Source organism: Wenzhouxiangella sp. YN1 (assembly GCF_056324145.1).
Genome location: NZ_JBJNIO010000103.1, coordinates 1 through 1,384 on the forward strand (window position 1 = coordinate 1; position 1,384 = coordinate 1,384).

The 1,384-nt window shown below is 60.5% G+C and carries 1 protein-coding gene; it reads left to right on the plus strand.

Annotated elements, in window-relative coordinates; translation table 11 throughout:
• The first annotated feature begins 105 nt into the window (after positions 1-105).
• The gene (locus ACEWQZ_RS02345; protein WP_476481465.1) at positions 106-1,347 is read left to right on the plus strand and encodes an IS256 family transposase; all 1,242 of its coding nucleotides are present in this window, start codon (positions 106-108) and stop codon (positions 1,345-1,347) included.
• Positions 1,348-1,384: the final 37 nt, after the last annotated feature.

Here is a 1,384-nt window from a genome sequence, read left to right on the forward strand (position 1 = left end):
GAGCTACGATCAAATCTGGTGTATGAGCTGACTTGAAAGCGGCGGCAACCCCTGCTGAAATTAGAGATGACGAAGTCACTGATTTCAGACAAGGAGAATGCCGCCATGAGCAACGATACGACAGTTCCATTCCTGAATCCAGCTTTTCGAGACGAGATGACCGATCTGATCCGTGCCCATGCCCAGACTGCCATCCGACAAGCCGTCCAGGCTGAGCTGAAAGCCTTTCTGGGCCGGCATGAGGACACCGACGATCAGGGGCGCCGCAATGTGGTTCGTAATGGCTACCAACCTGAGCGGCAGGTGCTGACCGGTGTGGGGCCAGTCTCGGTGAAACTGCCCAAGACCCGCGATCGTGCCGGGCGTGGGCGCTGTTTCCGGTCGCTGATCCTGCCGCCGTACCTGAAAAAGACCCGCCGCCTGGAAGCGGTTCTGCCATGGCTGTACCTGAAAGGCGTATCCACCAACGATTTCGATGAAGCCCTGACCGCCTTGTTTGGCGAGTCGGTTCGCGGTCTGTCGCCGGCCACCATCAGCCGGCTCAAAAAGGTCTGGACGAAGGACTACGAAGCCTTCTGCCAGCGCGACTGGCGCGGCCACGAGATGGTCTATTTGTGGGCCGACGGGATCTACATCAACGCGCGCTTGGCCGACCGGCGCTGCGTGCTGGTGCTGATCGGCTGCGATGCCCACGGAAACAAGCATTTTCTGGCCATCGACGAGGGCTTTCGGGAGTCGACCGAAAGCTGGAAGGCGCTGTTGCTCGGGCTGCGCGATCGTGGCCTGAAAGTCCCGCCCAAGCTGGCGGTTGGAGACGGCGCCATGGGCTTCTGGGCGGCCTTAAGCGAAGTCTACCCACCGACCCGCCAGCAGCGCTGCTGGGTGCACAAGACGGCCAATGTCCTCGACAAACTGCCCAAGCGGGTCCAGCCCCAGGCCAAGTCGATGATCCATGAGATCTGGCAGGCCGATAGCCGGGGAACGGCTGAGAAAGCCTTCGAGCGCTTCTTGGCAACCTTCGGCGACAAGTACCCCAAGGCGGCCGACAATCTCGCTTCAGACCGTGACCGCCTGCTGGCCTTCTACGACTTCCCGGCCGCCCACTGGCAGCACCTGAGGACAACCAATCCGATCGAGTCGACCTTTGCGACCATTCGACTCCGAACGGCCAAGACCCGAAATTGCTACAGCGCCGAAAGCGGCGTGGCCTTGATGCATCAACTGGCCATGAGCGCGCAGAAACGCTGGCGCAGACTGCGGGGCTTCCGGCAACTGGCCGATGTCGTTGCCGGCGTGAAGTTCATCGACGGAATAGATGAACGCAAAATCAGCAGGGACGCCGCTTGATGAGCCAGTGGTCATACACCAGACTTGACAGTAACTC

Excerpts from the sequence above, each read along its gene's own strand:
- ACEWQZ_RS02345 (WP_476481465.1), top strand. The coding sequence starts at position 106 with ATGAGCAACGATACGACAGTTCCATTCCTGAATCCAGCTTTTCGAGAC.